Here is a 12,868-nt window from a genome sequence, read left to right on the forward strand (position 1 = left end):
TTCAGCTTATAGCCAATCCGTTTTAGCGTTCTATCCTGGTTGGCGCTAATAATTAACCCGCGAATCTTTTCCCACAGGAGCAGGTGATGAGCAACAGAGAATTGGGCCGCTCAGGCATTCAGGTGCCGGCGTTGACCTTTGGCGGCAATGTGTTCGGTTGGACGGCGGATCAAGCGACCTCGTTCAGCCTGCTGGATGCGCTGGTGGACAATCAGCTCAACTTTATCGATACCGCCGACGTTTATTCCAGCTGGGCGCCGGGCAACCGGGGCGGCGAATCGGAAACCGTCATCGGCGAATGGCTGAAGAAGAGCGGCAAGCGCGACCAGGTGATCATCGCCACCAAGGTGGGCAAACCGATGGGCGAAGGCAAACAGGGTCTGTCGCCGCGCTATATTCAGCAGGCGGTGGAAGATTCGCTGCGGCGCCTGCAAACCGATTATATCGATCTTTATCAGTCGCATGACGATGACCGCGATACGCCGCTGGAAGAGACGCTGGCGGCGTTCGATGCGTTGATTAAGGCCGGCAAGGTGCGGGCGATCGGCGCCTCCAACTATCAGGCGGATCGCCTGGAAGAAGCGCTGCGGGTGAGCGAGAGCAACGGATTGGCGCGCTACGAAACCCTGCAGCCGGAATACAATCTGTATGCGCGCGAAGGGTATGAAGCTGAGCTGGAGGGGGTGGCGCAGCGCCATGGCCTCGGGGTGATCAACTTCTTCGCACTGGCCAGCGGCTTTCTGACCGGCAAATACCGCAGCAAAGCGGATGAGGGCAAAAGTCAGCGCGGCGATCGCATCGTCGAACGCTACCTGAACCCGCGCGGTTTCCGCATCCTGGCGGCGCTGGATCAGGTGGCGGGCAAACACGGCGTCTCTCCGGCGCAGGTCTCGCTGGCCTGGCTGATCGCGCGCCCGAGCATCACCGCGCCGATCGTCAGCGCCACCTCGTTGTCGCAGCTGGATGAGTTGGTCAGCGCCACGCGTCTGACGCTGGATGCGGACGACATTCAGACGCTGAACCACGCCAGCGCCGAGTAAGAGCCGCCGGCGATTTTGCTCTATGCTGAAGGGGTCAATATGACTCATTCAGGAAACTGCAATGTCTGGCGATATCATCAACGACCTCGCGGCGCTGGAACAGCTGTACGGCAAGCCCGCCGCGCCCTCGGTTTTTAAAGAAGTCAGCTACATCCACCCGGCGTACCGTCCGTTTATCGAGGCGGCGCCGTTCGCCGCCCTCTCGACGGTGGGGCCGGACGGCATGGACGTCTCGCCGCGCGGCGATCCGGCCGGTTTCATTCATATCGAAGACGAGAAAACCCTGCTGTTGCCGGATCGGCGCGGCAATAACCGCATCGATAGCCTGCGCAATATCTTGCACGACAACCGGGTGGCGCTGCTGCTGCTGATCCCCGGCATCGGCGAAACGCTGCGGATTAACGGGCGGGCGGAGATCGTGGTGGCGCCGGCGGTGTTGCAGCGCTTCGCCCACCGCAACCAGCTGCCGCGTTCGGTGCTGCGCATTCGGGTGGAGGCGGTGTTCTTCCAGTGCAGCCGGGCGATCTTGCGTTCGGGATTATGGGAAGAGGCCAGCCGCCTCGAGCGTTCGGCGCTGCCCAGCCCCGGCCATATTTTGGCTGCGGTGAGCCAAACGCGCTTCGACGGTGAGGAGTACGACAGCGCGCTGCCGCAGCGGCTGAAGGATACGCTGTATTAATCGCCGTGGCGTTCGCGCCACGTTTGTCGATTCAGCCGGTACAAGACGTGCTTTTGCAGCGGATGGCCCGCCGGCAGACGCGGGTGCAGGAAGGTTTCGCCGTCGAAGCGCATACCGATGCGTGTCATCACCCGGCGCGACGGCTGGTTATCTTCGGCGGTGAAGGACACCACTTCCGGCAAATGCAGCGTGTCGAAGGCGCACGCCAGCACGGCGCGCGCCGCCTCAGCGGCGTAGCCGTTGCCCCAGTGGGCCGCTGCCAGCCGCCAGCCGATCTCCACGCAGGGGGAGCAAGGCAGATCGTCGCCCGGCCGCGCCAGCCCGACAAAACCGATAAAAGGCGCACCGCTTTTCACTTCCACCGCCCACAGCCCCCAGCCGTGCTGTTGCAGGAAGGCGCGGATGCGTTCGGCCTGCGCGCGGCTTTCCTCGGCCGTCATCGTCGCCGGGAAATAGCGCATGACCTGCGGATCGGCGTTGAGCGCGGCGAAGGCCGGCAGGTCGTCGTCGCGCCAGGGGCGCAGCCGCAGCCTGGCGCTGTCGAGGGTAAGGATGGTCGACATGATGCATAGCCTCCAATGAACAAGGGCGCGGCGAGCCGCGCCCGCGGGCTGTCAACGGAACAGCGTTTGCGCCCAGCGCGCCAGCCCGGCGGTGACCGAGCCGAAGTCGTTGCCGCCGACGATCGGAATGCCCGGCAGCTGCTGTTGCAGCGCGGCGCGCAGCAGCGGCGAACGCGCGCTGCCGCCGGTCAGGTAGATCACCTGCGGCGCGGTCTGGCTGCTGGCCAGCGCGGCGCTGACCTGCTCCTGAATGCGCATCAACGGCTGCGAGATGGCGTCGGCGAGCTGATCCTGGCTGATGTTCTCCGCCAGATCGGCCTGCACGAAATTGAGCGGCGCGCTGATGGCCGTTTGGCCGGACAGGGCGATCTTACTCTCTTCGGCCGCCCGCACCAATCGATAGCTCAGGCGCTGCTGGTACACTTTCAGCAGGCGCTTGACCTTTTCCGGCTCTGCCGCGTCGAGGATCAGATCGCGCAGCACGCGGCCGTTGGCGGCGCTGTAGAAATCGTTTTGCGCCGGCACGTCGTTGGTCGCCACCGCGTTCCAGTAAGGCAGCGCCGGCAGGGCGATGCCTTTCGCGGTTTCGCCGCCCAGGCCGAACAGCGGCATCAGCTGCTTGAAGGCCAGCATGATGTCCAGATCGTTACCGCCGACCCGGCAGCCGCTGTGGCCCAGCAGGCTCTGCTGGCGATCGGCGCGGTTGCGCCACTGCGGCCCCATCAGCAGCACCGAGCAGTCGGTGGTGCCGCCGCCGATGTCCACCACCAGCACGGTTTGCTCTTCGCTCAGCGTCGCTTCGAAGTCCAGCCCCGCCGCCACCGGCTCGAACTGGAATTCAATGTCCTTGAAACCGGCGCGTTCGGCGGCACGTTGCAGAATGCCCTGCGCCTGCCGGTTGGCTTCGTCGCCGCCGATGCCCTGGAAGTTGATCGGCCGGCCGATCACCGCCTGATCGATGCCGGTTTGCAGCACATTTTCCGCCTGGCGTTTGATGTGGAACATCATGGCGCACACCAGGTCTTCGAACAGCGCGATCTGCTGTGGTTTCAGGCCGTTGGCGCCGAGGAAGGACTTCGGCGAGCGCACGAAGTACACCTCTTCCGGATCTTCCATATAGTGCGCCAGCGCCTGCAGGCCGAACAGCACGCTGTCGCCGTTGACCGGAATGTCTTCTTCGCGGTTGTAACTGATGGCGCGGCGCAGCAGCTGCTGGTTTTCTTCGCTGCCGGTCGAGATCTGCCAATGGCGGTGCAGGCATTCGCTCACCGCTTCGCGGGTCGGCGCGCACAGCATCGAAGGCAGATAGGGCGCGTTGTTTTCAAGCGTCAACAGCTCGGGGCCGTGGTCGCGCATCACTGCAACGGAACAGTTGGCTGTCCCGTAATCGAATCCAATAAACATCTCTTTTTTGTCCCCATGCCAATGAAGGGGGGCGACTTTACCCGAGACGGGGCCGGCGGGCAATGCGCCAATGCGCGAGTGTCGAAAAATTTAGCGGGCGCGGTGGCGGCGTGCTTAACTTAATGTCCGAATTCCGCACGTCAGCGCGCTAGCCGAGTCCCATAATGCAGAAAAAACCGAACCCGAGCGTTGCCATGAATACCCAACAGCAAGCGTTGTACGACGCGCTGCGCGCGCGTGACCGCAAATTCGACGGCCGTTTTTTCGTCGGCGTCTCTTCCACCGGCATCTATTGTCGCCCGGTGTGCAGCGCCCGCACGCCGAAGCTGGAAAACTGCACCTTTTATCCGAGCGCGGCGGCGGCTGAACTGGCGGGGTTTCGCCCCTGCCTCAAATGCCGACCGGAACTGGCGCCCGGCCTGGCGCTGATCGACCTGGGCAACCGCTATGCCCAGGTGGCGGTGCAGCTCATCGAGCAGGGGTATCTGTCCGAACACAGCTGCGAAGCGCTGGCGGCGCGGCTGGGCATTTCCGATCGCCATCTGCGGCGCATCTTCGCCGAACAGTTTGGCGCCTCGCCGATCGATTACGCGCAGTCGCACCGGCTGCTGCAGGCCAAGCGCCTGCTGGCGGACACCGATCTGCCGCTCAGCGAAGTGGCGTTCGCCGCCGGTTTCGGCAGCCTGCGGCGTTTCAATGAGCTGTTCAAGGCGCGTTACCGTCTGATCCCGTCGGCGCTGCGCAGCGGCGGCGCGCGCGGTGAACGGGCCGCCGCCAGCGGGTTGGTGTTTCACCTGGGCTATCGGCCACCCTATGACTGGGAGCGCATGCTGAATTTCTTGCAGGCGCGCGCCGTGCAGGGCGTGGAGCGGGTCGAGGGGCGCCGCTACCTGCGCTCGATCGCCGTCAGCCAGGGCGGCACGGAACACCGCGGCTGGCTCAGCGTGCAGCCGGAAGAGGCGCGCAATCGGGTTCGGGTCGAGATTGCGCCGACGCTCAGTCTGGTGACGACGGAGGTGTTGCGCCGGGTGCGCCTGCTGTTTGATCTGGACGCCGCGCCGGATCGCATCAATGAGGCGCTGGGCTCGCTGGCGGCCGATGCGCCGGGGCTGCGCCTGCCGGGCTGCGTGAACAGTTTCGAGCAGGCGGCGCGTGCGGTGCTGGGGCAGTTGGTCAGCGTGAAAATGGCGGCGACCTTCGCCGGGCGGATGGCCGAACGCTGGGGCGAAGCGCTGGCGACGCCGCATGAGGGCATCACCCACGTTTTCCCCACAGCAGAACGGGTGGCGCAGCTGCAGCCTGAAGAACTGCGCCCGCTCGGGGTGCAAGTGAAGCGTGCGGCGGCGCTGATCGAGATCGCCCGCGCGCTGGGGGAAGGGCGGCTGCAGCTCGACAACGTGCTGGATATCGAACAGGGCATCAAGGCGCTGACCGCGCTGCCGGGCATCGGCAGTTGGACCGCCAGCTATATCGCGATGCGCGCCTGGTCGTGGCCGGACGTGTTCCTGGCCGGCGACTACCTGATCAAACAGCGTTTCCCCGGCATGACGCCGCGCCAGATTGAACGCTACGCCGAGCGCTGGCGCCCGTGGCGCTCTTACGCCACGCTGCATCTGTGGCACAACGGCGACTGGGCGCCGGAAGCGGAGAGTTGAACGCGGCTAGCGGGGAGACTCGATCAGTTGCAGCAGGCGGCTCATGCCTTCACGCATCAGGAACGCCAGCAGCTTTTCCCGTTCGGCCGGCGTCAGGTGATAGTAATACTCGATCCAGACCCGTACCGGATCCTGACGTTTGACGTCGTAATCCGGATGGTCGGTTTCGCGCAACGCCGACAGGCTGCGCGCGCCGAACGGCAGACTGTCGATATGGTATTCCAGCGCTTTGCCCTGTACGCCGCTGCGGCGGCGACTGACCCAGCCTTCGCGCCGGGCCATCAAATTGACCCCTTGCGGGGTTGAGGGCAACCCCGCCTTACCCATCAGTTCCCTGGCGGAAAACCATTTCTTTTCCATAGTCCCTTGTCTCTGAGCCATCACCTGTCGAGGAAAATCAACGGATACGTCGATGTTCGCATGGGGATTTCATCTTACTTAATCGTTTAAGCTTCAGGTGTTATTTATATCACTAATCTTGTCTTGGTTAATATCATGTAACGAACGAGATGCGAGGCGCCGCCCGGCAGACGGCGCCTGAGAGGGGGGGAGGGTTAACGGATGCCGAAATAGCCGTCGCTGAGCAACACCGCCAGCGGCTGCTCCAGCGCCACCTGGTCGCCGTCCGCCAGATCGACGCCAATGTCGCGCAGCGCCTGCAGCGTCACCGGCTGGTGAGCCGGTCCGGCGAAGGTCTGCGCTTTAATGCGATGCGCCGCGCCGTTGAGCATCGAGACCATCAGCTCGTCCATCTGGTTGCAGTGCATGTTGGTGATAAAGCGTTCATCGATGCGAATGATGTCGATCCTCTGGTCGCTGAGCTCATCGAACGCATTGATGTTATGCCCGAAGCCGTTGACGATCAGCCGGCAGCCCTGCTGCTGCAGTTCGCGGAGAAATGCCCGACACTGCGCGGCGTGCTCCAGTATCGCGGCCTCATCGACGCTGAACAGTAGCGCCTGCGGCGGCAGCGAGGAAGCGCGCACCGTTTCAGTCAGGTAGCGCTGGAAGTCGGCGCTCAGCAGGCTGTCGATGGCCAGCGGCAGCGCGAGCGACAGCCCTTTGCGTTTGATGTCGTCGGCATATTTCACCAGCAGTTGCGCCGCCGTCCAGCGGTCGATGTCCGGCATCAGGCCGTACAGCTGCGCGGCGGCGATGAACGCCTCGTGCGACAGCGGGCGCTCGTCCGGCGCCATCACCTGCAGCTTCACCTGGTGAAACGCGGCCGACAGCGGCGTCGCCGGCGGCGCGACCGCGTGAGTCAGCAGCCGCAGTTGCCCCTCGCTGATGATCGTCTGCACTTCCTGCAGGCTCAGCACCTCGTGCTGCCGCTCCAGCAGCTGTTTCTGCCGCGTTTCGTACAGATAAACCTGGCCGCGCCCCTGGTGCTTGGCGGTGTAGCAGGCGATATCGGCCTGCGCCAGCAGTTCGCTGCTTTTGGCGTCGGCGCTGATGCGCGTGATGCCGGCGCTGGCGCCGACGCGGTAAATCTTCCCTTCCCAGTAGAACGGGTGCTGGCTGATTTGATTAACCACTTGCTGCACCAGCGATTTGGCCTGTTCCAGCCGGCAGTCGTACAGGATCAGACCGAACTCGTCGCCGCCCAGCCGGGCCAGGCAATCGCTATGGCGCAGCTGATGCCGCATCAGTTGGGCGATGTCCCGCAGCAGGGCATCGCCCGCCGCATGGCCGGCGGTGTCGTTCACCGCCTTGAACCGATCCAGATCGAGGAACACCAGCGAATGCGGCGACGACGGTTCCCCGCCGGCGACGATCGCCGCTTTCAGCTGTTTCTCGAAGCGGGTGCGGTTCGGCAATCCGGTCAGCGCATCGTGCGAGGCGCTGTAGCTGAGTTTTTTCATCAGTTCGCGCGAGGCGGTGACGTCCTGCAGCACCATCACCGCACCCATGGTTTCCCCGTCGAGGGTTTTCAGCGGTGAGACCGACTGCTGTACGTCGAAATAACGCCCGTCGCGGCTGTGCAGCACCAGCGCATAATCCGCCGGCCATTGCCGTGGGTATTGCGTGAGGTTTTCGATTTCCGGGCCGTCTTTGCCGTTGGTCAGGCGCACCACGCCGGCGACGGGCATACCGATCGCCAATTCGAGCGGCCAGCCGCACATCTGTTCCGCCACCGGATTCATAAAGGTGATGCGCAGGTGGCTGTCGGTGGAGATCACCCCTTCGCCGATGGCGTCGAGGGTGATGTGCAGGCGCTCTTTCTCTTCGTGCAGCGCCTCGGCGAGGCTCTTGAGCTCGGTCATGTCGATATTGGTGCCGATCAGGCGCAGCGGCCGGCCCTGATCGTCGAGGATCACGTTGCCCTGGCCGCGGATATGGCGCACTTTGCCGCTGCGCGTAGTGATGCGAAACTCCATGATGAATGGCCGCGGCTGCGCCAGGATCTCGGCCAGCTCGCGATCGGTGCGCTCGCGATCTTCCGGCACCAGCAGGGTGCGCCACAACGCCAGCGTCGGCGTTTGGTCGGGGGTGAGATCGTAGAGTTCGAACATGCGCTGATCCCAGGTGAAGTTTTCCTGGCTCATCACCCATTCCCAGATGCCGACGCCGCCCACCTGGTTGGCCAGCGTGATGCGCTCCACCAACCGATTGTTCTCCGCCTCGCTGCGCTTAAGGTCGCTGATGTCCTCCACCTGAGAGATGAAGTACAACGGCCGGCCTTCGCCGTCGCGCACCAGCGAGACCGCCAGCAGCGCCCAGACCGTCTGGCCGTCGCTGCGGATATAGCGTTTCTCCATGGTGTAGCTGCTGATATGGCCGTCGAGCAGTTCGTGCAGTTGGGTCAGGTCGGCGTTCAGATCGTCCGGGTGGGTGATCTCTTGAAAGGTCAGGCGATAAAGTCTTTCGGGCGGATAGCCGAGCAGCTTGCACAGCGCCTGGTTAACCTGCAGCCATTTGCCCTCCGGCGACACCAGCGCCATGCCGATGGCGGAATACTCCAGCGCGCTGCGAAAGCGGCTTTCGCTCTCGACGATATGTTGCTTTTCCACCCGGAAGGTGTGCATCACCATCGCCATGGCGTGCGCCGGGATCAGGATCAGCAACATCGGCAGATAGAGGCCGAGTTCGCCCAGGAAAGTGTGCTGGGAAGACTGAAGGCGCAGCAGGCCCAGCGACAGCAGGACGGTGATCAGCAGGAGAGTGCAGAAACAGACGGTGAAAGTTTCGAAGCGCGACAGCGCGATAGCCGCCCACAGCAGCGGCAGGATGACGAAGGTAAAGGGGAAGGGCAGATGCGTCAGCGCCAGATAGCTGAAGGCCAGCGAGCCCATCAGGGTCAACAGCAGCGGATACGGATTCAGCCCGGCCAACAGGCGGCGGTGATAGGTGAGCCCGAGCGGCGCCAGCGACAGCACCCCTATCGCCTCAGAGATGAACCAGGTGCCGAACGATTGCCAAAACGTTTGGTCCGGCGTGGGGGTCAGTCCGGCGGCCAGCAGCGCGCTGAACAATGGGGTAAATATCACCGCGCAGACCACGAAGCGCAGCCAACAGCCCAGATCGCTCAGCGGATCGATCGCCGGCAGCGTGCGGCGCAGCAGCAGAGCGCACACTGCCGCTTCCAGCAGGTTGATGGCGGCCAGCTTGACGGGAATGGCGCTGAGGCCGAACAGCAGGAAGCTGGCGAGCACGATGCCTGTGCCGCTGGCCAGCAGCGGCAAACCCCAATGACGCGGGGGATGGCGATACAGCACGGCGATCGCGGCGGCGGTCGGGAACCACAGCGGCGTGAAGTGATGAGCCTCACTGGATAACGACAGGCTCAGCAAGGCGAGTAAAAATGTCGCCAGCGCCACGAACAGAGAATGTGTCAGCATAACGCCTTTGTGTGTGCCGAACGCGTTCGGCGCGCTGATATCCATAGACATCCTTACCGATGACCTCTGCCTGTGATTGGATTCATGACGTGGATGAATCAAGATGATTTATTGAAAAAGGGTAGTACAGCGCGGGAGGAAAACCTACCGGGAGGGCCGACTTTACTGCGTTAGCGCAAACCCGGCGACAGAATGACGAAAAAGCCGGCGCGGGGCCGGCTTTGAGCGTCTTACAGCAGGAACAGGGTGGCGAGGCCGAGGAAGATGAAGAAGCCGCCGGTATCGGTCAGCGCGGTGATGAGCACGCTCGAGCCGACCGCCGGGTCGCGGCCCAGTTTGAGCATGGTCATCGGGATCACCACGCCCATCAGCGCCGCCAGCAGCAGGTTGAGCAGCATCGCCAACGTCATCACGCCGCCCATCGCCGCGTCGCCGTACAGCAGCCAGGTGATCACGCCCATGATGCCGCCCCACACCACGCCGTTGATGATGGCGACGCCCAGCTCTCTGAGCATCAGGCGCGAGATGTTGCCGACTTCAATCTGGTGCAGCGCCAGCGCGCGCACGATCATGGTGATGGTCTGGTTGCCGGTGTTGCCGCCGATGCCGGCGACGATCGGCATCAGCGCCGCCAGCGCTACCAGCTGGGAAATGGTGTGCTCGAACAGGCCGATCACCCGCGAGGCGATGAATGCGGTGCAGAGGTTGATCGCCAGCCAGGCCCAGCGGGTTTTGACCGCTTTGCTGACCGGGGCGAACACGTCTTCTTCCGGGCTTAAACCGCCCATGCGGCGCAGGTTGGTGTCGCTCTCTTCGTTGACGGCGTCGACGATCTCTTCGATGGTCAGGCGGCCCATCAGTTTGCCTTTGGCGTCAACCACCGGGGCGCTGATCAGGTCATAACGTTCGAACGCGCCCGCCGCTTCATCGGCCTTGTCCTCAGGCTGAAAGGTGGCGGGGTCGCTGTCCATCACTTCGCGTACCGGGATTTCCGGGTCGTTCAGCAGCACCGCGGTGAGCGGCAGTTCGCCCAGCAGGGTATTTTTGCGATCGGTGACGAACAGTTTATCGGTCGCGTCGGGAATGGTTTTGCGCATGCGCAAAAAACGGTGCACCGCGCCGAGCGTGACGTCCGGCCGCACTGTCACCAGTTCGAAATCCATCATCCAGCCGACGCTGTCTTTGGCGTACTGGCTCATCTCGCGCACCTGAGCGCGCTGCTCCGGCTCCAGCGAGGTCAGCAACCGACCCATCAGGTTACGCGGCAGGTATTGCGCCAGATAGGCCTGTTCGTCCACGTCCAGCGTTTTGATCGCTTTGAGCAGGTCTTTATCGCTCATTTCTTCGATCAGGCTGTCCCAGACCGGTTCGGCGACTTCCACCAGCGTCTGGCCGCGCTTGCTGTTGCCCACCAGCCGCCACAGCGCCATGCGCTCGTCCTGCGGCAGCGCTTCCAGCAGGTCCGCCAGGTCGGCGGCGTGCATGTCGTCAAGCAGGCCGGTAATTTCCGCCGTTTGGTTCAGCAGTTCGCTTTGGCTGAGGGCGTGTTCATCCCCTGGCCGGCCGAGAATGCCGTCGACCAATTCCTTATTGTTCAACAACAGAGTGAGAATGCGCTGGCGGTGTTCAGCGACTTTTTTGACGTTATGGGTTGCGGCTGACATGGTGTTCCTTAACGGGCGCTCGGCGTTCCTGACGCAGGCTCATTAAAAGATAGAGCATAGCGAGTGCCGGAGTCATTTTTATGAAACGGACGGGGCGCGGCGGTTATTCAGAGGAGGCGTCCTGTTGCGGCGCGCTGACTTCGGCGGCGTTTTGCGCAGCGGCCTGCTTTTTTTCCTGATGATGAGGCACCGCCACCACGGCGGCGTACAGCAGTCGGCCGACTAAAATGATAAAGCTGATAAACAACACTATCTTCGTCATCTGTCCGGTGGTTTTCTTGCGCATATATCACCCGGTATGCCGGTGTCCTGTGTTATTCGCTCGAGAATTTGTAACCGGATTTTAGGCGCTGATGACAAAAGTTGTCCATTTTTTTCCGGCGAGCGGCGCGCCGTATTAGGGTTTCGTTTAGGTTGGCGGAACGGGGCGGAAAGAAAAACCCCCTGGCTGGCAGGGGGGCGGAGGATCAGGCGGAGCGCTGTTCGTCTTGCGAGCCTTCTTCGTCGATCAGCAGCTTCCAGCCGACGACGTCGTTCCAGTAGGCCTGCTCGCGCTCGAAGTCCAGCTGCACCAGGTTGTTTTGCGCCAGGTAGCCGGCCGGGAAGCGCAGCGTCCAGTGGTTGTCGTCGGTGGTCAGGCGCAGCGTTTCCGGCGTGGTGGTCGACTGGCGCTGGTTGTTGAGCAGGGTGCTCAGACGCAGCAGCTGGATCAGCGGCAGGTAGTGTTTCTTTTTGAACAGGTTGAGGCGCGGCAGCTCTTCCAGCTTGATCGCCTTGCGGTGGAAACGCACCAACGCCGCCAACAGCAGCTGCTGTTCCTGGTTAAAGCCAGGCAGATTGGAGTTTTGCAGAATGTAGGCCGAATGGCGATGCATGCCGCTGTGGTTGATGCTCAGCCCCACTTCGTGCAGCATGGCGGCCCATTTCAGCAGGGCTTCCAATTGCGGATGCACCAGCTTGGTGTTTTGCGCCATCCACTGCGAATAGAGCAGTTCGGTGGTTTCCAGCACCCGCTTGGCCTGTTCGCGGTCGATGTTGTAGTGATCGGCCAGGCTTTTGGCGGTGCGGCTGCGGATGTCCTGGTGGCGGAAGCGGCCTTCCATTTCATACAGCACGCCTTCGCGCAGCGCGCCGTCAGACAGGCGCAGATCGCGGATCGCGAGTGCATCGAACACGCCGCACAGAATAGCCAGCCCCGGCACGAACACCGATTGGCGGTCTTCCGACAGCCCCGGCAGGCTCAGTGAGCTGAAGCTTTTGAACTGCAGCACCTGTTCGGCGAGCATTTCCAGGCGTTCGAGGGTGATCAGACCGTCTTTTTCGCCCATCGCCACCAGCACTTCGTGGGCGGCCTTGATGGTGCCTGAGGCGCCCAGCGCGTACTGCCAGCCCTGAATGCGGTACTGCCAGGCCAGCGTTTCCAGCTTCTGCGCCGCCGCCAGCCGCGCGCGGCGGAAGTTGTTTTTGCTGATCTCGCCGCCGGGGAAGAACAGCTGGGCGAAGCTGACGCAGCCCATGCGGCGGCTTTCCGCCAGCAGCGGCTCGAAGTCTTCGCCGATCACCAGCTCGGTCGAGCCGCCGCCGATGTCGATCACCAGCTTGCGGCCTTTCTCCGGTTGAGTGTGCTCCACGCCCATGAAGATCAGGCGCGCTTCTTCCTGGCCGGCGATGATTTCGATCGGGTAGGGGATCACTTTGGCGGCGCGCTTGAGGAACACTTCGGCGTTCACCGCCTGGCGCAGGGTGTGGGTCCCGACGATGGTGACGTTATCCGCCGGGAAGCCCTGCAGCCGTTCGGCAAACAGCGCCAGGCAGGCCAGGCCGCGTTCTATCGCCTCTTCACTGAGTACGTTGTTGCTGTCCAATCCGTCGGCGAGGTGCACCCGCTGTTTTAAACGGCCCAATACCTGTAAGGCGCCGTTGACGACGCGGGCGATCACCATGTGGAAACTGTTCGACCCGAGGTCGATGGCGGCGATTTCCTGCGGTTTGTTCGTTGCAGTGTTTTTTAGCGGCATAGTTGC

10 protein-coding genes are annotated in these 12,868 nt (G+C 63.0%); 3 read left to right on the forward strand and 7 right to left on the reverse strand.

Annotated elements, in window-relative coordinates:
* The first annotated feature begins 86 nt into the window (after positions 1–86).
* Together ACSBQV_RS18715 and ACSBQV_RS18720 are read left to right on the forward strand one after the other, a co-directional pair.
* Positions 87–1,040, forward strand: a complete 954-nt coding sequence (locus ACSBQV_RS18715) for an aldo/keto reductase (protein ID WP_099782425.1) — start codon at positions 87–89, stop codon at positions 1,038–1,040.
* A 61-nt stretch (positions 1,041–1,101) separates the two neighbouring features.
* A complete protein-coding gene (locus ACSBQV_RS18720; protein ID WP_033651545.1) occupies positions 1,102–1,719 on the forward strand; it encodes a pyridoxamine 5'-phosphate oxidase family protein in 618 nt (205 codons plus the stop codon).
* On the opposite strand, the gene ACSBQV_RS18725 is transcribed toward ACSBQV_RS18720, so the two are convergent.
* Positions 1,716–2,282: a GNAT family N-acetyltransferase gene (locus ACSBQV_RS18725; protein WP_099782426.1), complete on the reverse strand. Its 567-nt coding sequence runs from the start codon at positions 2,280–2,282 to the stop codon at positions 1,716–1,718. The genes ACSBQV_RS18720 and ACSBQV_RS18725 overlap by 4 nt on opposite strands.
* A gap of 51 nt (positions 2,283–2,333) precedes the next feature.
* Positions 2,334–3,686 carry a molecular chaperone gene (gene yegD / locus ACSBQV_RS18730; protein WP_099782427.1) on the reverse strand — a complete coding sequence of 451 codons (1,353 nt, stop codon included), beginning with the start codon at positions 3,684–3,686 and terminating at the stop codon, positions 2,334–2,336.
* Positions 3,687–3,850: 164 nt separating this feature from the next.
* Here yegD and alkA point away from each other — a divergent pair, with 164 nt between their 5' ends.
* Positions 3,851–5,341, forward strand: coding sequence for a DNA-3-methyladenine glycosylase 2 (alkA, locus tag ACSBQV_RS18735; RefSeq protein WP_099782428.1), 1,491 nt, complete (start codon positions 3,851–3,853; stop codon positions 5,339–5,341).
* Between the two features lie 6 nt (positions 5,342–5,347).
* Here the strand turns inward: alkA and ACSBQV_RS18740 are convergent, their stop codons facing one another.
* The 5 genes from ACSBQV_RS18740 to ppx form a co-directional block, all read right to left on the reverse strand.
* Positions 5,348–5,701 (reverse strand): DNA-binding protein, encoded by a 354-nt coding sequence (locus ACSBQV_RS18740; protein WP_033644048.1) that lies wholly within the window; start codon positions 5,699–5,701, stop codon positions 5,348–5,350.
* Positions 5,702–5,895: 194 nt separating this feature from the next.
* Positions 5,896–9,225 carry a diguanylate cyclase gene (locus ACSBQV_RS18745; RefSeq protein ID WP_099782429.1) on the reverse strand — a complete coding sequence of 1,110 codons (3,330 nt, stop codon included), beginning with the start codon at positions 9,223–9,225 and terminating at the stop codon, positions 5,896–5,898.
* A gap of 185 nt (positions 9,226–9,410) precedes the next feature.
* Positions 9,411–10,844, reverse strand: a complete 1,434-nt coding sequence (gene mgtE, locus ACSBQV_RS18750) for a magnesium transporter (protein ID WP_004941597.1) — start codon at positions 10,842–10,844, stop codon at positions 9,411–9,413.
* 103 nt (positions 10,845–10,947) lie between these two features.
* Positions 10,948–11,130 carry a YfgG family protein gene (locus tag ACSBQV_RS18755; protein WP_004941600.1) on the reverse strand — a complete coding sequence of 61 codons (183 nt, stop codon included), beginning with the start codon at positions 11,128–11,130 and terminating at the stop codon, positions 10,948–10,950.
* A gap of 181 nt (positions 11,131–11,311) precedes the next feature.
* On the reverse strand, positions 11,312–12,862 hold the full coding sequence (gene ppx, locus ACSBQV_RS18760; RefSeq protein WP_033632396.1) for an exopolyphosphatase: 1,551 nt from the start codon (positions 12,860–12,862) through the stop codon (positions 11,312–11,314).
* Positions 12,863–12,868: the final 6 nt, after the last annotated feature.

Origin of the sequence: Serratia sp. B501 (assembly GCF_051172315.1) — a bacterium.
Taxonomy (GTDB): domain Bacteria; phylum Pseudomonadota; class Gammaproteobacteria; order Enterobacterales; family Enterobacteriaceae; genus Serratia; species Serratia ureilytica.